Genomic DNA, 21,052 nt, shown 5'->3' with positions numbered 1-21,052 from the left:
GTAATGTAGCTCTGATTTGGTTTTGTTTGTTTCTATCACTAAACATTCTTACCAAATTAACCTACGAATTTACGAGTAAGGAGCTAGTTTCGTTCATGATAACTCGTCGCTTACGCTCCTGCGGGGTCTCACTTTGCTCACGCATCCCACGGGAGTCTCCGTGTATTCATGCTGCTAGAATTTTATTCAAAATAACCACAGTGAGAAGACAGCTTTTCAATACACTGTTTTTTATACATAAAGATGTCTGCTGATTTTATTTTTAAATTTAACAAAATCTTCTAATATTAAGAAGCGATAGAAAACGCTTACAAAAGCAAAAAAGGGGAGGAAGAGGGGTATGAAGCATTTGAAAAAGAGTTTGGCATTTCTTTTGGTGATGATGATGCTTGCTTTAACAGCATGCTCAGGATCATCGGACACAACAGGAGAATCTAGCAGCACTGGTGGAGAAGATTCAGGTGAAGAAGGCGTAGTAACGTTAAGAATGTCTTGGTGGGGATCTCAAAGTCGTCATGACCAAACAAAGGAAATTATTGACCTGTTTGAAAAAGAAAACCCAAATATTAAAATCGAACCTTCTTTCACAGGATTTGATGGTTATTTTGACAAGATGGCAGCAGAGGCTGCAGGGAATAACCTTCCTGATATTATGCAACAAAACTTTGGTGAATACTTAAACCAATATGCAGATAAAGGATTACTAGAGGATTTAACACCATTTGTGGAAAATGGAACCATTAATATGGATGGTGTTAGTGAGACTGTTTTAGAATCTGGTACTCAAGATGGTCAACTACTTGGTATTCCAACTGGAACGAATGCCTTAGTTGCGTTCTACAATCAAGATATGTTTGACGAAGCGGGTGTAAGTGCTCCAGCAGATGACTGGACTTGGGATGATTTCGCTAAGATTTCTGAAGACATTGCCGCAGCTACTGGTAAATACGGTGCACGCTTAATGGAACCTAAGAACTTATTCGAATATTACTTAAGAACTCAAGGGTACAAAATGTTTAATGAGGATGGAACTGGTCTTGGGTATGACGATGATCAATTATTAGTTAACTATTTTAATATGAATAAAGAATTAGTAGAAAAGAAAGCGCTTCCTGCTTATGATGTGATTCAACAGATTAAAGGGGTAGAGGATGAATTAATTGCTCGTGGAGATGCTGCGATTGACTTCAGATGGTCAAACCAAGCAACAGCAGTTACTGCAACAATTCCTGATGCGAATATTCAAATGCAGGTGCTACCTGGACCTGGTAATGATCAAGGGATGTACTTAAAGCCAGCGATGCTTTGGTCGATTCCTAAGAGTTCAAAGCATAAAGAAGAAGCAGCTAAATTTATCGACTTCTTTATCAATAATATTGAGGTTTATAACATTTCAGGATCTGACCGTGGTGTACCGTTGAAACAAGAAATTCGTGACGAGTTAGCTGCGAATTTAAGTGAAACGGATAAGAAGGTGTTCGATTATATTTCTAAGGTAACTGAAAAGAGTTCACCAATTGATTCAAACTTCCCGGCTTCTGCTTCTGAGGTATTAGACCGATTAGCAACATTTGATGAGCAAGTTATTTATGGCCAGCTTTCACCTGAAGAAGGGGCAAAGCAATTCAGACAAGAAGCTGAACAAATTTTAGGGAATTAATCATGAATGGAGAGTGCTCTTAATGGGCACTTTCCATCCCTTTTATCTTGGCTGTTTTCACAAGGTTTGTAGCTATGAACCCCGCAGCCTGAATACACTCCGCGTCCTGTGGGGTGAACGGTGAGCCTCCTCGTCGCTTACGCTCCTGCGGGGTCTCACTTTGCTCACGCATCCCACGGGAGTCTCCGTGTATTCAGTCTGCTCAAATTGTTTATTCTATTCTTCGATATCAAAAAGCATCAAATTTTGAGAAAACAACCATAACTTTTTTATAGGAAGAGGTAAGAATTATGGAAAAAGAAGAAATGATTCCTGCAACGCCCACCCAAACAAAACTCTTCAAGCCAAACAACAAGAAGAATAAAGACTACCAAAATGGCGTAGGATATTTGTTTGTTTCACCGTTTATCATCGGATTTTTTGCCTTTACTATTTTCCCTATGATCTTTTCACTCTACTTATCGTTTACAGATTATGAAATGGGGGGAAATGCAACCTGGATCGGACTGGATAATTACATCAGAATGTTCACAAGTGATTCCTTATACTTAGAATCTCTTAAAGTAACCTTCTTTTATGCAGGGATTGCCGTTCCTTTTAGACTCGTATTCTCGTTATTAGTTGCTCTTGCCTTGAACAAAGTAGTTGAAATGGTTGGCTTTTACCGTACGATGTTATATTTACCTTCCGTAGTTGGAGGTAGTATTGCGATTGCGATTATGTGGCGCCAATTGTTCGGAAATGATGGTGCGCTAAATGCCTTTTTAGCAGCAGTGGGACTCCCAACCCATTCCTGGTTAGGGGATCCGAAAACAGCGATTTGGACACTGATTCTCCTATATGGTTGGCAGTTTGGTTCATCGATGTTGATTTTCTTAGCTGGATTAAGAAATATTCCAAAGATGTATTATGAAGCCTCAAGTATTGACGGGGCAGGGAGATTAAAGCAATTCTTCTCTATTACTCTACCAATGTTAACACCAGTTATTCTTTTTAACTTAATAATGCAGGTTATTAACGGGTTTATGGCATTTACACCAAGCTTCGTTGTAACGAGCGGTGGGCCAATGAATAGTACGATGCTCTATGTACTATATATGTATCAACGCGCGTTCCGTTATTTTGATATGGGATATGCATCCGCTATGGCATGGGTCATGTTAATCATCATTGCCATTTTCACAGCAATTATCTTCAGAAGCTCCCCACATTGGGTGCACTATGAATCGGAGAAATAGAATAGGAGAGGAGTGAAAACATATGGGAAAGCATAAACGATTGAAAAAAATAATCCAGCATACATTACTGATGATTTTTACGGCCATCATGGTTTATCCATTGTTGTGGATGGTTAGTAGCTCCCTTAAGGAAAGCTCGACCGTCTTTGTTGATGCGGCTTCATTAATTCCAAAAGGCTGGCATTTTGAAAACTATGTGGATGGATGGGCAGGATTTAGTGGAATTACATTTACGACCTTCTTTAAGAATTCAGCGATCATTACGATTGTTTCAACAGTAGGTGCGGTTGTTTCGTCTACGATTATTGCTTACGGATTTTCAAGAGTGAAGTTTCGCGGGAGAAATGTATGGTTTGTCTGTATGATGCTGACGATGATGCTTCCGTTTGAAATGGTTATGATTCCACAGTACATCATGTTCAATGAATTTGGATGGATTAATACGTATTTACCATTGATTTTACCAACGTTCTTTGGAGCACCGTTCTTCATCTTCTTGATTATGCAATTTATAAGAACGATTCCAAGAGAATTAGATGAAGCGGCCAAGATTGATGGCTGTAGCAATTTCGGGATCTTCTTCCGAATAGTTGTGCCACTCGTTGTACCAGCAATGATGACATCAGCGATCTTCTCATTTTACTGGAGATGGGATGATTTCATGGGACCATTAATTTATATCTCTTCCCCTGAGAAATATCCTGTATCACTTGCATTAAAGCTATTCTCAGACCCTAACTCAGTAACAAACTGGGGATCACTGTTTGCGATGTCAACACTAAGTATCCTTCCAATCTTTATCGTGTTCTTTATGTTCCAACGTTATATTGTTGATGGAATTAGTACGAGTGGATTGAAGTAAAGAGTGAAAAGGAGTGTTCAAACATATGACAACACAAGAACAAGTAATTAGAGAAAAATTGGTCAGCCCCCTAGATTGGGCGAAGGCTGCCTGCCATTCATTAATGGAAACATATAAGCCAGAGGAGCTTCCACCTGATGGGAGATGGCATTATCATCAAGGCGTGTTTCTCGTCAGTATGCTCCAGCTTCGTGAAAAAGTCGGGGGTGACGAGTACTTCAATTATGTCAAAGCCTATGTAGATCACAATATTGATGAGCATGGTAACTTCTTATGGAACCGAAAAGAATTAGATGCGATTCAAGCGGGATTATTACTTTTCACATTATATCGAGAAACACAAGATCAACGTTATAAGATCGCAGCTGATAAATTAAAAAACATGTTTCCAACCTTGAACCGTACATCTGATGGAGGATTCTGGCATAAGGATCGTTACCCATATCAAATGTGGCTAGACGGGTTATATATGGGTGGCGTGTTTGCGATGAATTATGACCGTGATTTTGGTGCACCAGAGCTCCTTGAGATGGTCGTGGAGCAAGAGCGTTTAATGCGCGCACATACGAAGGACGATGCAACCGGGCTATTTTACCATGCTTGGGATGAAAGTAGAAAGCAACCGTGGGCAGATCCAATCACTGGGAAATCTCCGGAATTCTGGGGGAGAGCGATTGGCTGGTATGGCATTACGTTTAATGAGATTCTCGATTTCTTACCAGAGGAACATGAAGCAAGACCTGAGATTGTGCAGGCACTCAAGGAGTTAATTGATGGGTTAGTGAAATTCCAGGATCCAAGATCACATATGTGGTATCAGGTCGTTGATAAAAAAGAAGACCCAGAAAACTGGTTAGAAACCTCTTGTTCAGCATTATTCTGCTATACCATTGCTCGTGCAGTGAACGCAGGTCATGTTGATGAGAGTTATAAAAAATATGCAATCAATGGCTACCAAGGATTGCTAGAAAAAATGACGTTTGATGATAAAGGACTGTTTGTGATGCCTGAGATTTGTATTGGGACAGGTGTCGGCGACTATGAGCACTATATCAATCGACCAAGATGTGCCAATGATCTGCACGGTGTCGGATCCTTTGTGTTAGCGAGTCTTGTCATGCAGGATTTAATTGAGGAATAACAAATCGAGGAGGGGAAACGGTTGAGAAGATTTGCAGTCTGTGGTGTAAGTAAACGAGCGATTGGAATGTTTATTCAACCAATGCTCGAACGATTTTCGTCGACTTGTAGGTTAGTAGGTTTACTTGATTACGATCCTAAGAGATTTGAGGTATGTAAATCCGAGTGCGAAGGAATCGACCATGTACCCGAATATCTAGATCATGAGTTTGATAAAATGATTCAGGAAACAAAGCCTGATGTGATTATCGTGGCGAGTCGAGATGATACACACGTGACCTATATTTTAAAAGCGCTGGAGTATGACCTTGATGTCGTCACTGAAAAGCCGATGACGACAACAGCTGAGGATAGCAGAAGAGTCATGGAGGCTGAAGCAAAAAGTAAAGGGAAGGTAACCGTCACATTTAATTATCGTTACAGTCCTTATCATATGAAAATCAAAGAAATGATCTTAGACGGAAAAGTTGGGCATGTCACATCGATTGATTTGAATTGGTATATTGACACATACCATGGCTCAAGTTATTTCCAACGTTGGAATCGAAAAAGAGAGCATTCTGGTGGATTATCGATTCATAAAAGCTCACATCATTTTGATCTAGTGAACTGGTGGCTAGATCAAACACCAGTCGAGGTATTCTCATTTGGCGCCTTGAATTATTATGGTGCAGGAAGCGAACATAATCCATTGCTGGAGGATGGACGCTATTGCTCAACCTGTCAGGTAAAGCATCAATGCTCTTATCATACAAGATGGAATACAAGAAGTAACAGTATAACTGTTCAGGATGATCATATTGACTCAAGAATGAAGCGAAAAGAGGGGTACACCAATTATCGACCGGATCAATGTATGTTTGATTCCGAGATCAATATCGAAGATACATATACCGCGACGGTGAAATATGACAAAGGCTCCTTACTAAGTTACTCAGTCAATTTCTCGGTCCCATATGAAGGCTATCGTCTTGCCATTAATGGGACGAAGGGAAGAATTGAAACAACAGAGTGGCATGCACCATCACGCATTCCATTTCCTATATCAGAGCAAACAATCGAATACTTCCCACTCTTTGGTTCGAAGGAAATCATTCATGTCGTTCAGCGTGAAGGTGGGCATGGCGGGGGAGACCCAGTCATTCAAGAGGACATATTCATTGGTCCAGACCCAACAAGACCATACGAAATTCTCTCAGGAAGCAAAGACGGCGCCCTAGCAGTCACTACTGGAGAAGCGGTTTGGCGCTCAGTCCAAGAGAAGAAAATGATCCGGATTGAGGAACTATTGCAGGAGAAGTCGTTGAAATAAAAGGTTGAAACTTATTATGTGCTTTAGAAGGCTGAATAAATCTAAGACTCCTGCGGGATGAGTGAGTACCCGCAGGAGCACGGCGAAGAGAAGACTCACCAGATACCCCGCCAGACGCGGAGGGTATTCAAGCTGCGGTAGTTAAATAGCATAACCAATAACGATGATATCAAGGTATAAAAGGAGGTTATACACATGGGACGACTACTAACTGGAGTCATGGCCTTTTGCAATTGGGTAACCCATTTCGCGATACTAAACCTAATGTGGCTAGGCTGCACATTTTTGGGACTGATCATATTTGGAATAGGTCCAAGTACGATTGCCATGTATGGAGTATGCAGACAGGTGGCGTTGGGGGATAAGGACGTTCCTGTCATCAAGACGTTTTGGAAGATTTATAAAAAGGAATTAGTAAAGGGTAACCTTTTCTTTTATACCTTCGTGTTCATCGGAGCGATTTGCTTTCATAATTTGTTTTTTTTCCGTCAATTGGATGGAGGATTTTTCACGGTTATCAATGTTCTGATGATGATCACGGTGTTTGCGTTTTTAATTATGGTAATGTATGTCATTCCAGTTTATGTGCATTACAAGCTCAAGTTCTTTGAGAACTTTAAACAAGCATTGTTAATTGGATTTTTAAGACCAGCAAACTTGTTTTTGATGATTATTTGTACACTATCAAGCTACTATTTCTTCATCTACTTCCCAGGCTTTATTCCAATCTATGGCTTTACCCTATTTGTTCAAATGAATATGTGGCTTGCGATGAAGTGCTTTGAGGATATTGAACAATATAAAGCAGCACGGGCACGGCCGGTCAATGTGTGATTAATGGGATGGGGCTGCCTCCAGGACGGAGTGCAATCCTGGCTGAGTTTTTATCTAATTGGTGGTATGTTAATGGGACAAAATGAGGCTAAGTTAGAGTAGTTGTGTCCTGTGGGGGATGTTAACGGGACAAAATGGGTCTAAGTCAGACTGGTAGTGTCCTATGAGGTGTGTTAAGGGACAAAATGCTGTCAAGATAGAGTGCAAGTGTCCAATGGAGCTGGTTAATGGGACAAAGTGAAGCCAAGATAGAGTGCTAATGTCCAATGGAGCGTGTTAACGGGACAAAATGAAGCCAAGATAGAGTGTTAGTGTCCAATGGAGCAGGTCAACAGGACAAAAGCCAGCCAATGCAGAGCGATAGTGTCCAATGGAGCGTGTCAACAGGACAAAAGCCAGCCAAGGTAGAGCGATAATGTCCAATGGAGCAGGTCAATAGGACAAAAGCTAGCCAATCCAGAGCTGTAATGTCCAGTGGAGCATGTTAACAAGACAAAGTGAAGCCAAGATAGAGCGCTAATGTCCAATGTAGCAGGTCAACAGGACAAAACCCAGCCAAGATAGAGCGGTAGTGTCCAATGTAGCAGGTCAACGGGACAAAATCCAGCCAAGGTAGAGCGCTAATGTCCAATGTAGCAGGTTAACAGGACAAAACCCAGCCAAGATAGAGCGGTAGTGTCCAATATAGCAGGTTAATAAGACAAAAGCCAGCCAAGGCAGAGCAATAGTGTCCAATGGAGCGTGTCAATAAGACAAAAGCCAGCCAAGGCAGAGCGCTAATGTCCAATGGAGCAGGTTAATAGGACAAAATGGATCTAAAACAGAGTGTTAGTGTCCAAATGGAGCAAGTCAACGGGACAAAATGAGTCTAAAACTGAGTGTTAGTGTCCAATGTAGCGTGCCAACAGGACAAAACCCAGCCAAGCCAGAGCACTAATCTCCAATGTAGCTTGATATCGAGTATTAAAGGTAATTAAAAACCATCTAACTAAAGGAGTGTGTTTGAATTGAAGACATTCATGGGAGAAAATTTCTTGCTATCAAATGATGTTGCCGTTGAGCTATACCACCAATATGCAAAGGATCTACCGATCATTGACTATCACTGCCACATAAGTCCACAGGAAATCTATGAAAATAAGAAGTTTAACAATATCACGGAAGTGTGGTTATATGGCGATCATTATAAATGGAGAGCGATGAGAGCAAATGGAGTTGAAGAAGAGTTAGTTACGGGTTCTGCTAGTGATTATGATAAGTTTTTAGCATGGGCCAAAACAGTGCCGATGACTCTTGGAAATCCATTATACAATTGGACCCATTTAGAGCTGCAGCGCTTCTTTGGGATTTACGATATTTTAAATGAAAAAACAGCTCCAATGATTTGGGAGAAGGTCAATGAATTATTAAATCAAGATGATTTTACTGTGAGAGAATTAATTAAGAAGTCTGGTGTGAAAGTCATTTGTACGACAGATGATCCTGTGGATTCATTGGAATATCATCAGAAGTTAATCGCCGAGGGTGATTTCCCTGTTCAGGTGTTACCTGGATTTAGACCTGATAAGGGATTAGAAATTAATCGTGATACATTTACGCCATGGGTTGAACAGCTTTCGCAGGCAGCGAATACGTCGATTGCTAGCTATGATGAGTTTTTAGTAGCCCTTGAATCTCGGATCAACTTTTTCCATGAGCTTGGCGGAAGAGTGTCAGACCATGCGCTTGATAAGGTCATGTTTGCTCCTACTACTAAGGAGGAAGTGAATGCGATTTTCCAAAAGGCATTGTCTGGTGAGAAGGTAACTGTGGAGGAAGAAACGAAATATAAATCTTATACGCTTGTATTCTTAGGAAAGAAGTATGCGAGCTTAGGCTGGGCGATGCAGTTCCATATCAATGCGTTGCGTAATAATAACGGCCGTATGTTTGAAGAATTAGGGCCAGACACAGGATATGACTGTATGAATGATGATTTAGTTTCGAAGCCATTGGTTCAGCTGCTAAATACATTAGAGAGTGAAAATCTTCTTCCGAAAACGATTTTATATTCGTGCAACCCAAGGGATAACCAGCTGTTATCTAGTATTATTGGAAGCTTCCAAGGTGGCGGTATTCGTGGAAAAATGCAAGTAGGGACGGCTTGGTGGTTTAATGATCATAAGGATGGCATGCTTGATCAAATGAAGGCACTTGCTAATGTCGGGTTATTTAGTCCATTCATTGGTATGCTAACTGATTCAAGAAGCTTCCTATCTTATACACGACATGAGTATTTTCGAAGAATCGTTTGTCAGCTTGTAGGTGAATGGGTTGAAAATGGCGAGGCACCACATGATATGGAGTTATTGGGGTCAATTGTTCAAGGGATTTCCTACTACAATGCGAGAGACTATTTTCAGTTTGAGAAAGCATTGATTAAAGGGTAAAGGGGAAGAATTAGAAGCTTGTAGGGAATGATCACCATTCTCTACAAGCTTTTTTTGATTCTTCTTATGGTGTATTCAGATTGTATAAACATCATAAAGAAAAAGAGAGGAGCAAATATCCAAACAAGTTTCCTATGCCAATCAAGATTTCGTTTTAACATGAGCTTTGAGATGAGGAAATTTAATAATACACTTGTAAGTAGATTTTGCATGTAATCATCCTTCCAATTTGTTTGTGCCTTGCACCATGAGTGTGTGATGGGTTGAAGAATATTGACATTTGTTACCTTAGTCTGTGCTTTCTTCAGTAGAAACATGCAGTTAAAGAAGGTTTCAGTTTCGTAACAAAGAGTTGGTATTTGTTGAAATTTTCACTCAATTAAGCTATGATAAGATATTCGTATTAATTAGTAGAAGACGGTGATGAAAATAAATAGTAAAAATCGAATCATTTGGTGGATTCCCGCAATTGGGCTATGTTCTCTTATTTTTTATGCGACAAGCTCTCCTAGCTTCACAGGTCATCACACGTCAAGTGTCATAGGACAACTAATCGAGGGACTATTCTCTTTGATCGGGTTAAATGTAGATCCTAGTGTGATCATTGATCCTCTTAATTTGCTTTTTCGAAAATCGGGTCATTTCATTTTCTTTGGTTTATTAGCGATTTTATTTCGAATTGCTTTGACACATACATTGCATCCATATCGATATGCGTGGATAGCAACGACGCTTTACGCAATGGTTGATGAGTTTCATCAGAGTTTTGTTCCAGGTAGGTCGGCTTCAGTGTTAGATGTTGCGCTGGATTCAATTGGAGCGGCGGTCGCGTTATTGTTAATGAAGAAGTATTTGCAAAAAAAGACGAGCAGGTAGGTAGAATTTGGTGAAATACCTCAGTGAAATACGCCATATTTTTTTGTTCGAGCCTCTTTTTAAAAGGCAACGAATGCTTGTTTTTTCATATACTATAGTATCAAATTAGACCGACTTATTACCTATGAATCTGTCATTCTGGTGTATTTCCAGATGTTAGGTCACTCGTTGATATAGGTAATAGTGGTATAATAATAGGTAACAATCAGCAGGAGTGGGTAATGTGAAAGAGTTTATTCAAAATAAGCAAGAGGAGATGCTTCAACTCATCGAAGAATTGGTGAATATTGATAGCGGCTCTTATTTTAAAGAAGGCGTTGATAGGGTGGGTCTTCTTTTAAAAGAAAAATATGAACGATTAGGCTTTGTGGTGGAAGTGAAAGAAGAAGAAGCTTATGGCAATAATTTGATTATCAAGCATAAGAATGCTATCGATCCGAGGATTATCCTTTGTGCGCATATGGATACGGTGTTTCCAGAGGGGACTGTGGCGAAGCGCCCGTTCCGAGTGGAGGGAACACGTGCGTACGGACCTGGCGTTGTTGATATGAAGTCTAGTTTGGTTGAGCTATTGTATGCTTTAACAGCTTTGCAAAATGAAGATGTGAAAGCTTATGAGAATGTGTTAATTATCTTAAATGGGGATGAAGAAATTGGCTCTCCATCCTCACGTGCTCTAATCGAGGAGTATTCATTTGGCAAGGACTATGCACTGATCATGGAGCCAGCGCGAAAGGATGGATCGCTTGTTTCTGCTAGACGTGGTGGCGGTCGATATACCTTGGTCGTGAAAGGCAAGGCTGCACATTCAGGGATTGAGCCAGAAAAAGGGCGAAGTGCGATTGAGGCGCTCGCTTATAAAATCATTCAGTTGCATCAATTATCAGATCATGAAAATGGAATTAGTGTTAATGTTGGAATCATTGAAGGTGGTTCAGCGGTAAATACGGTTTCTCCTAATGCAGTAGCACATGTGGATATTCGGATTTCTGAATCAGAGCAAGCTGCCATATTAGAGGAGCGAATTAAAGAAATTTGTTCGGTTTGTGATGTGCCTGGAACAAGGATTACGCTTGAGGGCGAAATGAACCGTCCACCGATGGAGAAGAATGAACGTAATGAGGAGTTGCTTCATGTCATTCAAGATATCGGGAAAGAAATTGGGATGAAATTGAACGATACCTCTACAGGTGGCGGAGGAGATGCTTCATTCACTTCTGCTAATGGAGTGGCTACGATTGATGGGCTTGGTCCTGTGGGTGGAAATGCGCATAGTGAAAATGAGTATTTGGACATTCCGACATTGACTGAGCGTACTTTATTGCTGGCCAAGACGATTCAAAAACTATCTGAATAAGTAGGAAGAGCCTAATCGATGTGATTAGGTTTTTTTCGTTTGAGGTATGGTAAAAAGCCACAGCCCTAGCAGATATTATTGGTGATAGGCCCAAATGTTGGGTATAATTCTGTTATATTGGTTTGACTGATATTCTGATTCTAAGGAGATGATTTCATGAAAATAGCTTTTATTTCAGATATTCATGGACATGCGGTGGCGTTGGATGCTGTTTTGGCCGATCTAGAAGATAAGAATGTGGACAAGGTCTATGTTCTGGGTGATCTTTGTTTCCGAGGACCTGAGCCGAAAAGGGCTCTGGAGTTAATTCGTGGATTGAACACGGAGGTTATTAAAGGAAATGCTGATGAGTGGGTCATTCGTGGAGTGGAGAAGGGTGAAGTGCCTGACCAAGCATTGGAACTGATGAACAAAGAACGTGATTGGACTGTATCTAAGCTAGATGAAGCAGATCTTACATACCTCGAAAATCTTCCTACTAGTATTGAAACGAACGTTGGTGGAGTGAAGATTCATGCTTTTCATGCCACACCAGAAAGCTTGTTTGATATCATTTTGCCTGAAGCAGAGGATGACAAAATCATTGATACTTTCATGACAGGACAAGCTGCTGATATCTATGTTTATGCACATATTCATAAGCCATATGTGAGGTATATTGGTGGGCGAGTGATTATGAATATTGGAAGTGTTGGCCTTCCTTTTGATGGATTAGCAAAAGCATCCTATGGAATGATTGAAGTCAAAGATGGAACGGTTTCAACAACGATTCACAGAGTACGTACAGATATAGAAAAAACGATAGCGATGTACCAGGAAAGCGATTATCCGAATGCAGAAATGATGTGCAACATTGTGAAGAATGGTCGAATTGGGAAGTAAAGTTTGGATGGCAGCGGGACATTTAGTGTCCCACTTCCGGTGCCTAGCACCAAAAAAATTAACAAAAATGGATGTATATTAATCTCCCAATCTGGTAATCATTTAAATATAGTCATAATAAGCGATGGAGAGGGAGAGGCTTTATGATCATTGTGAAAAGTTATTTTTTAACGGAATTTGAGCGTTATGAAAAGGAAAGGGAGATTTTAACATTAGTTGAGGGAATTTCAGAGGAAGAGCTTTTTGGATTGGATGATCAGGAATTACTTCTGAAACATAGTGAGTGCACAGCAGGGAAGCTTGTTAAGTAACAGGCTTCTTTTTTTTGCGATAAAACCTTAAGAAGCTGGACAAAAACGTTCCCACTTCTGGTGCCAGGCACCCATCTTATGAAGGATGGATGTGATTTGTTGGTGACAGGTTTCTGTTTGTTTAGTAAACTATGTCTATAAAAGACTTGTTATTTTTTTCCTATGCGGCTAAATGAAAGGGGTTACATTTCCTTGAAAAAACTTTTTTTTGTTTATGCGATTTTGATTGCTGCATTTTTTTTCTATTTGTATCATTACCAAACAAGCGAGGTTTCAACGGTGTTTGAGCAGGAAGAGGAAGGGATTCTCGGAGATATAGATGAGAAATATGTAATGGTTACGTTTCAGGTTGGCATGGATTATTGGAAAGAGGTGCTTAAAGGTTTTGAGGATGCGGCCGAGGCCTTAAATGTGTCAGTAGAGTATCGGGGCGCGACCCAATATGATGTGAATGAACAGATTACCGTCCTTGAACAGGTGATTGCTAGAAAGCCTGCAGGGATTGCAGTCACTGCGATACATCCAGAGAAGCTCAATGCTACGATTAATAAAGCCATTGAAGCGGGGATACCCGTTGTTCTTTTTGATGCTGATGCACCAGACAGTAGGGCAGCGTCTTTCTTCGGAACAAATAACTATAATGCAGGTGTCATTGCCGCTAATAAAATGGCAGAGCTCGTTGGTGAAAATGGAAAAGTTGGCGTGATTACTCTACCAAAGCAAGCGAATCATATTGATCGAACAGAAGGTTTTCAGGAGACAATCGAGGAAAAGTACCCAGATATTGAAGTAGTAGCCATAAAAGACGGGAAAGCTGATCAACTAAGCTCTAGACAGGCTGCCCTTGAAATCATGAACCAGCATCCGGATTTGAAGGGATTATTTATCACAGAAGCAAACGGTGGAGTTGGAGTAGGAGAAGCGAAACATCTTTTTGATAAGGAAAACGATGTGAAAATCATTAGTTTTGATACGGACAAAGAAATATTAGACATGGTGAAAAATGAGACCATTTCAGCAACAATCGCGCAAGGTACGTGGAATATGGGATATTGGTCACTGCAATACTTGTTTCATCTGAAGCATGATTTAATTTTATCAAAGAATGGTAGGTTTACAGATGAAGCCACGTTTATGACAACGATGGATACAGGAGTCACCGTTGTTACAAAGAAAAATGTAGGCGAGTTTTATGCAAAATAAAAGAGGCTACATAAGAAAATTCATCGCTCAGAAAATGGAGATGAATAATCTACCAATTCGTTATAAAATCATTGCGCTATTATTGGTCATCAGCATTCTACCTTCAATTGGTTTAGGCATTCTCATCAATGTGACAGTCGATCGAATCATGGAAAAGCAAGATGCTGATCACACATTACAATTGATTGGTCAGGCAAATAAATCGCTAGAGAGCTATGTTGAAAATATGCAAAATATCTCTTATCTGATTTCATTTGACCAAGAAGTGAAGAATTTCTTAACAGATCGTAAAAGCCACACAGCTGATCAGGGATATCGAATTAGGCAATTTCTTCAAGGATTTACGACCGTTAACTCTGAAATTGCAGGAATCCTCTTGATTAACAGTGAAGGGGAGTACATTAGTAATGAAATGTATGCTAGAAATGTTAAGTCGTTAACGGAAGAGCGATGGTACATGAAGGCTGTTGAAAACAAAGGAATATTTGAGCTCATTGGACATCCGAAAGACCGAAACGTGACTTCACATATTAATTATACGGCTGAAGAATTGGTTTCTGGTGTTCGAGCGATCCTAGACCCCGACACGCAAAAGGTAATAGGGGTCGTATTGATAGACTTGAAGCTCAGAGTCATTTCAGAAACCCTGAAGGATGTGAAGCTAGGGAAATCTGGTTATTTAATGGTCATAGGGGAGGATGGCGATACAATCTATGCCCCACCTCAAGCCTTAATATCACAGATACCTTCAGAGTGGTTTGAAGAATCGTCTGAGAACACATTTTCAAAAGTAGTAGATGGAACGAATCTGCAGTTTATTTACAAGACCTCTCCATTTACCAATTCAACAACGGTTGGAGTCTTTTCACCTAGTGAGTCTGTGATGGAGGTGAGACAGATTCACTTTTATGTGTTCAGCTATTTATTTGTCGTTTGTTTATTTGGAGTGGGTGCTTCCTATTACTTATCACATTCGATGTCTAGACCCATCCGTCAATTAAATCGATTTATGAACAAAGCAGAAGCCGGTGACTTAACGATTCGTTATATAGGAGATCGACAGGATGAAATTGGTATGCTGGGACGAAGTTTTAATACAATGCTAGTGCAAATCAACCATTTGCTGTCATTAACCGAGCTTCAAGAAAGACAAAAGCGGGAAGCAGAATTGAGAGCACTCCAATCTCATATTAAGCCACATTTTTTATATAACACCTTAGATACAATTAATTGGATGGCGAGGAAAAGAGGCGCGTTTGACGTAGCTGAAGTGGTAGAATCGTTGTCACAGCTATTTCGAATCGGGTTGAGTAAGGGGAGTGATATGATTTCCTTAGAGGATGAAATTGAACATATCTATAGCTACTTGAAAATCCAAAAAGCGAGATACAAGGATAAGCTAATGTTTGAGATAAACACAGATCCTAAGCTCGAGGGAACCAACGTCATTAAGCTAGTCTTGCAGCCAGTCGTTGAGAACGCGATTTACCATGGGATCAAGGAACGAAGAGGGCCAGGGATCATTGAAATCAATAGTAAGGAAGAGGCTGGCAACCTTGCAATCTATGTAAAGGATGATGGCGTCGGAATCCCAAAGGATAGGCTGTTGCAGCTGAAGGAGTATTTAGAAACAGATTTTAATCAAATCGAAGAGTCAAGAAACAAACATAAAATCGGCTATGGCATGCTGAATGTGCAGGCGAGAATCAAACTAACCTTTGGCAATCCTTATGGCTTATATCTTTCGAGTGAGCAGGGGAGGGGAACTACAGTGAAAATCCTCTTGCCTTTGAACAAGGAACCTAATGAAAGAGATTGACTTAGGGGGGAGTAAAATGCAGGAATACGTGAAGGTGTTGATTGCTGATGATGAACCAATTATTCGTGAGGGGATTCGTGACTCAATTAATTGGAATGAAGTTGGCATGGACGTTATTGCAGAAGCAGAAGACGGTGAAGAAGCATTAGAGCTAGCGATTCAGCATCAGATTGACCTTATATTAGTTGATTTAAATATGCCAATCATGAATGGGCTTACATTAGTGAAAAGGTTGCAACAGGAACTACCGAAATGTCGAGTTATTATTATAACTGGCTATGATGAATTTAGTTATGCACAGGAAGCGTTAAGATTACAGGTTGCTGATTATTTACTCAAACCAGTCAAACCAGCCAATCTCCTTGAGGTGCTCAAGCGAATTCGGGAGAATATCTCCGAGCAAGTGGAACAAAGAATGTTTATGGAATTAGCAACTAGTCACCTATCTCAGAACACGCTAGCGATACAGGAGAAATTTTGTAGAGATTGGATCGAAGGGCTCCTCTCAGAAACGAAAGTGAAGGAACAGCTTCGTTTTCTAAATATGCCAAGTACGAACCCAACTCATTTAGTGGTTATTCGCAGTCAAGATTTTCAATTTGATCAACCATTGATTGATGGACAAGATCGAGAAATGTTTATTCATTCCGTTAAAAAAATCATCCTAGACAATGTTTCTGAGCAAAAATGTCTTATTTTTCGTGATAAGCATGGTTTGTTCTTTCTCATCTTATGGAATGAAGTACAGGAAGTGACTTTCTCGAAAATTGAAAAGGCAATCCAAGAGGAAATCAAGGCTGCAGCTACAACTTATTGCGAGCCAATCACTTCTGAATTAATGGACCTTCAAGCTGTCTATCACCATTGTAAAAGTAAGGTCGATGAAGAAGCACACATCTCACCGATTGTTAAAAGAGCTAGAAATTATATCCGTGAGCACTATACGAATCACGATTTAACATTAGAAGCGCTAGCCCAGAACTTGCAGGTGTCTCCCGTTTATTTAAGCCGAACCATCAAACAAGAGCTTGGAACCTCATTTGTCAGTTTCATTACTAAAATGAGAATAAAAAAAGCGATACAATTATTAAATTCTACGGACTTACAAGTCTATGAAATTGCAGAACAAGTCGGCTACGAATCCCAGCATTACTTTAGTACCGCCTTTAAAAAAACAGTCGGAGTTTCACCGAATAAATTTCGAAAGGGAATGTTAAGTAAGGGCTAGTGAAAACGAAATCAAGTAGACAACGAATGTCCTTTATACTGGTTATAAAGGATATTTTTATTGGAATTGGGATAGGCAAAGAGCCTTGGCGTGCTTTTAAGCGCAAAATTAGTAGAATGAGAGAGGGAAATGTCCGGTGGGGGTGCTCAATGGGACAACCTCAGTGGAAAGAGAGAGGGAAATGCCCAATGGGAGTATTCAATGGGACAACCTCAGTAGAAAGAGAGAGTGAAATGTCCAATGGGAGTGCTCAATGGGACAAACTCAGAAGAAAGAGATCAAGAAATGTCCAATGGGAGTGCACAATGGGACAAACTCAGTGGAAAGAAAGAGTGAAATGTCCAATGGGAGTGTTCAATGGGACAAACTCAGTGGAAAGAGATCAAGAAATGTCCAATGGGAGTGCTCAACAGGACAAGATCAGAAGAAAGAGAGAGTGAAATGTCCAATGGGAGTGTTCAATGGGACAAACTCAGTGGAAAGAGAGAGTGAAATGTCCAATGGGAGTGCTCAACAGGACAAGATCAGAAGAAAGAGATCAAGAAATGTCCAATGGGAGTGTTCAATGGGACAAACTCAGTGGAAAGAGAGAGTGAAATGTCCAATGGGAGTGCTCAACAGAACAAGATCAGAAGAAAGAGATCAAGAAATGTCCAATGGGAGTGTTCAATGGGACAAACTCAGTGGAAAGAGAGAGTGAAATGTCCAATAGGAGTGCACAATGGGACAAACTCAGTAGAGTGAGATCAAGAAATGTCCAATGGAAGTGCTCAATAGGACAACCTCAGAAGAAAGAGATCAAGAAATGTCCAATGGGAGTGCTCAACAGGACAACCTCAGTAGAGTGAGATCAAGAAAAGTCCAATGAGCATACTCAAAGTGACAACCTCAGTAGAACCAAAGCAAGAATTCCCCTATAACCATATACCAAAGAACAATCAATGTAGAATCCCCCCCCAATTTTATCCTCCACAGTAAGAGAACAAATCTAATAAATGTATCCCAAGTACACCCCTAAACATCCCACAAATCCATTTCAACTCTAAAACAAAATGAAAGCGCTTAAACAAAAGTTAATTTTTTATAAAAATAGTCAGTTTATTAAAAAGACGACTACAAATCCAGCTGATATGATTTGAACTAGAGACAGGGAAACCTGGCATCTAACAAAACATAAAAGGGGAAGGTGTTACGGAATGAAGAAAGCGTTATCAATCTTTCTGGCTTTGGCATTAATTGTTGTATTAGCAGCGTGTAGTGGTGGGAAGGAGTCAAGCGGAGGCGAAGCGGGGTATGTTGGAATTGCGATGCCTACGAAGTCATCTGAGCGTTGGGTGTACGACGGTGAAAATATGGTTAAAGAATTCGAAGCACTAGGATATAAAACAGATCTTCAATATGCAGAAGATGTGGTTGAAAACCAGGTCTCTCAAATAGAAAACATGATCACAAAAGGTGTAGACGTGCTCGTTGTTGCTTCTATCGACGGTGAGGCATTAACAGATGTGTTAGAAAAAGCAAACAATGAAGGCATTAAGGTCGTTGCTTATGACCGTTTAATTAGAAACTCTGAGCATGTTACTTATTATGCGACATTTGATAACTTCAAGGTTGGGGTTCTACACGGAACATATATTGAAGAGAAATTAGGACTTAAGGACGGGGAAGGTCCTTTCAATATCGAATTATTTGCTGGATCACCTGATGATAATAATGCTTATTTCTTCTTTGATGGTGCGATGTCGATCTTGCAACCATATATCGATTCAGGGAAATTAGTGGTGAAGAGTGGTCAAACATCATTTGAGCAAGCAGCAACACTTCGTTGGGACGGGGCAACTGCTCAGGCTCGTATGGATAATCTCTTAAGTGGTAGCTATGCGTCTGAAAGAGTTGATGCCGTTCTGTCTCCATATGATGGAATCTCAATCGGGATCATTTCATCATTAAAGGGTGTTGGCTATGGTTCAGCCGATAAGCCACTTCCAGTTGTAACAGGACAGGACGCTGAATTAGCTTCTGTGAAATCAATCATTAATGGTGAGCAAACTCAAACAGTATTTAAGGATACACGTGAGTTAGCGAAGAAAGCGGTAGAAATGGCTGAAGCCGTATTAAAAGGCGAAGAAGCTGAAGTAAATGACACAGAAACATATGATAACGGAGTAAAAGTCGTTCCTTCTTACCTATTAGAGCCAGTATCAGTTGATATTGATAACTACAAAGAAATCCTAGTTGATGGCGGTTATTGGACAGAGGAAGACCTTAAATAATCAATCGAACGAATAATTAAGGTGATTTAGTGACCGAGTGAACCTCGCCTCGCCACTAAATCATCTATTATATTACAAAGGCGTGGTGTTCAAATGTCTGAAATCATATTGGAAATGAGAAGGATTACAAAAGAATTTCCAGGCGTGAAAGCACTTGAGAATGTAAATTTACAAGTGAAAAAGGGTGAAATTCATGCACTCATGGGTGAAAACGGTGCAGGGAAATCCACCTTGATGAAGGTATTAAGCGGAGTGTATCCCATCGGTACGTATGAAGGAGATATCCTTTTTGAAGAAAACGTGTGTGAATTTAAGAACATAAGGCAAAGTGAAGAATTAGGAATCGTTATCATTCATCAGGAATTAGCACTTATCCCTGAATTATCAATTGCAGAGAACATTTTTTTAGGAAATGAACAAGCGAACAAAGGTGTTATTAATTGGAACGAAACCACTCTTAAAACAAAGGAATTACTAGAAAAAGTAGGGCTAGCAGGTGAATCACCACATACACAAATCAATACAATTGGTGTTGGAAAGCAACAATTGGTTGAAATAGCAAAAGCATTATCTAAACGGGTGAAATTACTTATTTTAGATGAACCAACGGCGGCACTAAATGAGGCAGATAGCGAAAATTTATTACAACTATTAAAAGAGCTGAAGAAGCAAGGAATGACAGCTATCATCATTTCACATAAATTGAACGAAATTATGAAAGTAGCGGATTCCATCACGATTCTCCGTGATGGCCAGACGATTGAAACATTAGATGTTCATGCTGGTAATGTGACTGAGGACCGCGTCATAAAGGGGATGGTTGGACGAGATTTAACCAATCGTTATCCAAGTAGAGAACCGAATATCGGTGAAACAATCTTTGAGTTGAAAAACTGGAATGCCTTTCATCCACTTCAAGGCGAACGGAAGATTCTAGATGATGTGAATATTCATATCAAAAAGGGTGAAATTGTAGGGATCGCAGGATTGATGGGATCTGGAAGAACTGAGCTTGCGATGAGTGTGTTTGGGAAATCATATGGACAGAAGATTTCAGGTACTGTTCATATCAAAGGAAAAGAAGTAGAGCTAAAGACGGTCGATCAAGCGATTAAAAATGGATTAGCGTATGTAACTGAGGACAGAAAAGGCAACGGATTAATTCTCAAGGATGATATCCGTCAAAATATTACACTGCCAAGCTTATTTAAGCTCTCAAGAAATCATGTGATTAATGATAATCAAGAAATCGTCGAATCTGAAAGCTATCGTCAAAAGTTAAATATTAAAACGCCAAGTATATGGCAATCGGTGGGTAATCTTAGTGGAGGGAACCAACAAAAGGTTGTCTTAAGTAAATGGATTCTAACAAACCCTGAGGTTCTCATTCTTGATGAACCAACTCGTGGAATTGATGTCGGGGCAAAATACGAAATCTATTCGATAATTAATCAATTAGCTAGCGAGGGAAAGGGAATCCTTGTTATCTCATCTGAGCTTCCTGAGGTACTTGGGATTTGTGACCGAATTTACGTGATGAGCGAAGGAAGAATAACTGGTGAAGTGATGAAGGCAGAAGCAACACAAGAGAATCTGATGAAGTATATGACGAAGACCAGGGGGTAGAC

General features: G+C 40.1%; 17 protein-coding genes. All 17 read left to right on the top strand.

All coding sequences use genetic code 11. The annotated features are described in order from the left end of the window. Positions 1-340: 340 nt before the first annotated feature. On the top strand, positions 341-1,660 hold the full coding sequence (locus F7888_RS16905) for an ABC transporter substrate-binding protein (protein WP_191781474.1): 1,320 nt from the start codon (positions 341-343) through the stop codon (positions 1,658-1,660). A gap of 290 nt (positions 1,661-1,950) precedes the next feature. Then, positions 1,951-2,898 carry a carbohydrate ABC transporter permease gene (locus F7888_RS16900; protein ID WP_225228853.1) on the top strand — a complete coding sequence of 316 codons (948 nt, stop codon included), beginning with the start codon at positions 1,951-1,953 and terminating at the stop codon, positions 2,896-2,898. 22 nt (positions 2,899-2,920) lie between these two features. Next, positions 2,921-3,760, top strand: coding sequence for a carbohydrate ABC transporter permease (locus F7888_RS16895; protein ID WP_191781472.1), 840 nt, complete (start codon positions 2,921-2,923; stop codon positions 3,758-3,760). Positions 3,761-3,785: 25 nt separating this feature from the next. Next, positions 3,786-4,901 carry a glycoside hydrolase family 88/105 protein gene (locus F7888_RS16890; protein WP_191781470.1) on the top strand — a complete coding sequence of 372 codons (1,116 nt, stop codon included), beginning with the start codon at positions 3,786-3,788 and terminating at the stop codon, positions 4,899-4,901. Positions 4,902-4,922: 21 nt separating this feature from the next. Then, positions 4,923-6,212 carry a Gfo/Idh/MocA family protein gene (locus F7888_RS16885; RefSeq protein WP_191781468.1) on the top strand — a complete coding sequence of 430 codons (1,290 nt, stop codon included), beginning with the start codon at positions 4,923-4,925 and terminating at the stop codon, positions 6,210-6,212. 195 nt (positions 6,213-6,407) lie between these two features. Further along, on the top strand, positions 6,408-7,046 hold the full coding sequence (locus F7888_RS16880) for a YesL family protein (protein ID WP_191781466.1): 639 nt from the start codon (positions 6,408-6,410) through the stop codon (positions 7,044-7,046). Positions 7,047-8,065: 1,019 nt separating this feature from the next. Next, complete coding sequence (gene uxaC, locus F7888_RS16875; RefSeq protein ID WP_225228860.1) at positions 8,066-9,475, top strand: glucuronate isomerase; 1,410 nt, start codon at positions 8,066-8,068, stop codon at positions 9,473-9,475. 423 nt (positions 9,476-9,898) lie between these two features. Continuing rightward, positions 9,899-10,351 (top strand): VanZ family protein, encoded by a 453-nt coding sequence (locus F7888_RS16870; protein ID WP_191781462.1) that lies wholly within the window; start codon positions 9,899-9,901, stop codon positions 10,349-10,351. A gap of 223 nt (positions 10,352-10,574) precedes the next feature. Continuing rightward, a complete protein-coding gene (locus F7888_RS16865; RefSeq protein WP_191781460.1) occupies positions 10,575-11,708 on the top strand; it encodes a M20 family metallopeptidase in 1,134 nt (377 codons plus the stop codon). A gap of 156 nt (positions 11,709-11,864) precedes the next feature. Continuing rightward, a complete protein-coding gene (locus F7888_RS16860; RefSeq protein WP_191781458.1) occupies positions 11,865-12,590 on the top strand; it encodes a metallophosphoesterase family protein in 726 nt (241 codons plus the stop codon). A gap of 143 nt (positions 12,591-12,733) precedes the next feature. After that, positions 12,734-12,901, top strand: coding sequence for a hypothetical protein (locus tag F7888_RS16855; protein WP_191781456.1), 168 nt, complete (start codon positions 12,734-12,736; stop codon positions 12,899-12,901). Between the two features lie 192 nt (positions 12,902-13,093). Beyond that, a complete protein-coding gene (locus F7888_RS16850; protein ID WP_191781454.1) occupies positions 13,094-14,104 on the top strand; it encodes a substrate-binding domain-containing protein in 1,011 nt (336 codons plus the stop codon). After that, entirely contained in the window at positions 14,094-15,923 is a 1,830-nt protein-coding gene (locus F7888_RS16845; protein ID WP_191781453.1) for a cache domain-containing sensor histidine kinase, read from the top strand. Before F7888_RS16850 ends, F7888_RS16845 begins: the two co-directional genes overlap by 11 nt. A 16-nt stretch (positions 15,924-15,939) precedes the next feature. Further along, complete coding sequence (locus F7888_RS16840; protein ID WP_191781451.1) at positions 15,940-17,151, top strand: response regulator transcription factor; 1,212 nt, start codon at positions 15,940-15,942, stop codon at positions 17,149-17,151. A 149-nt stretch (positions 17,152-17,300) separates the two neighbouring features. Further along, entirely contained in the window at positions 17,301-17,591 is a 291-nt protein-coding gene (locus F7888_RS16835; protein ID WP_191781449.1) for a hypothetical protein, read from the top strand. A gap of 756 nt (positions 17,592-18,347) precedes the next feature. Continuing rightward, positions 18,348-19,424, top strand: a complete 1,077-nt coding sequence (gene chvE, locus F7888_RS16830) for a multiple monosaccharide ABC transporter substrate-binding protein (protein ID WP_191781447.1) — start codon at positions 18,348-18,350, stop codon at positions 19,422-19,424. A 93-nt stretch (positions 19,425-19,517) separates the two neighbouring features. Then, positions 19,518-21,050 carry a multiple monosaccharide ABC transporter ATP-binding protein gene (mmsA, locus tag F7888_RS16825; protein ID WP_191781445.1) on the top strand — a complete coding sequence of 511 codons (1,533 nt, stop codon included), beginning with the start codon at positions 19,518-19,520 and terminating at the stop codon, positions 21,048-21,050. The last annotated feature ends 2 nt before the right edge of the window (positions 21,051-21,052 follow it).

The sequence above is a fragment of the Litchfieldia stipae genome (genome assembly GCF_014837155.1).
GTDB lineage: Bacteria > Bacillota > Bacilli > Bacillales > Bacillaceae_L > Litchfieldia.
This window is presented reverse-complemented; position numbering and strand designations above follow the sequence as displayed.

What these genes read in the sequence shown, in the direction of transcription:
- F7888_RS16870 (WP_191781462.1), top strand. Translation starts at nt 9,899, where the DNA reads ATGAAAATAAATAGTAAAAATCGAATCATTTGGTGGATTCCCGCAATT.
- F7888_RS16860 (WP_191781458.1), top strand. Translation starts at nt 11,865, where the DNA reads ATGAAAATAGCTTTTATTTCAGATATTCATGGACATGCGGTGGCGTTG.
- F7888_RS16900 (WP_225228853.1), top strand. Translation starts at nt 1,951, where the DNA reads ATGGAAAAAGAAGAAATGATTCCTGCAACGCCCACCCAAACAAAACTC.
- chvE (WP_191781447.1), top strand. Translation starts at nt 18,348, where the DNA reads ATGAAGAAAGCGTTATCAATCTTTCTGGCTTTGGCATTAATTGTTGTA.
- F7888_RS16855 (WP_191781456.1), top strand. Translation starts at nt 12,734, where the DNA reads ATGATCATTGTGAAAAGTTATTTTTTAACGGAATTTGAGCGTTATGAA.
- F7888_RS16835 (WP_191781449.1), top strand. Translation starts at nt 17,301, where the DNA reads ATGGGACAACCTCAGTGGAAAGAGAGAGGGAAATGCCCAATGGGAGTA.
- F7888_RS16890 (WP_191781470.1), top strand. Translation starts at nt 3,786, where the DNA reads ATGACAACACAAGAACAAGTAATTAGAGAAAAATTGGTCAGCCCCCTA.
- F7888_RS16905 (WP_191781474.1), top strand. Translation starts at nt 341, where the DNA reads ATGAAGCATTTGAAAAAGAGTTTGGCATTTCTTTTGGTGATGATGATG.
- uxaC (WP_225228860.1), top strand. Translation starts at nt 8,066, where the DNA reads ATGGGAGAAAATTTCTTGCTATCAAATGATGTTGCCGTTGAGCTATAC.
- F7888_RS16840 (WP_191781451.1), top strand. Translation starts at nt 15,940, where the DNA reads ATGCAGGAATACGTGAAGGTGTTGATTGCTGATGATGAACCAATTATT.
- F7888_RS16845 (WP_191781453.1), top strand. Translation starts at nt 14,094, where the DNA reads ATGCAAAATAAAAGAGGCTACATAAGAAAATTCATCGCTCAGAAAATG.
- F7888_RS16895 (WP_191781472.1), top strand. Translation starts at nt 2,921, where the DNA reads ATGGGAAAGCATAAACGATTGAAAAAAATAATCCAGCATACATTACTG.
- F7888_RS16880 (WP_191781466.1), top strand. Translation starts at nt 6,408, where the DNA reads ATGGGACGACTACTAACTGGAGTCATGGCCTTTTGCAATTGGGTAACC.
- mmsA (WP_191781445.1), top strand. Translation starts at nt 19,518, where the DNA reads ATGTCTGAAATCATATTGGAAATGAGAAGGATTACAAAAGAATTTCCA.